1 pseudogene is annotated in these 204 nt (G+C 65.2%); it reads right to left on the minus strand.

The annotated features are described in order from the left end of the window. Positions 1-204: pseudogene (locus H261_RS26830) on the minus strand (N-acetyl sugar amidotransferase); the annotation flags it as partial.

A 204-nucleotide genomic window follows, 5' to 3' on the forward strand; every position in this document is an offset into this window, starting at 1 on the left:
CTTCCAGCCGATATCGGTATAGGCGTGCGGCGCCCAGGTCACGGTCAGCGGGTTCATGCCGTACTTGTGCTTGAGCATGTGGGCGACGAAGGCGCTGTCCTTGCCGCCCGAGGACGGCACCACAACGTCGAAGCGGCCGTCGTTGCGGCGGAAGCGGTTGCAGGTCTCCACCAGCTCGCGCTCGCGTTCGGCCCAATCGATCTT

This window comes from Paramagnetospirillum caucaseum, from assembly GCF_000342045.1.
GTDB lineage: Bacteria > Pseudomonadota > Alphaproteobacteria > Rhodospirillales > Magnetospirillaceae > Phaeospirillum > Phaeospirillum caucaseum.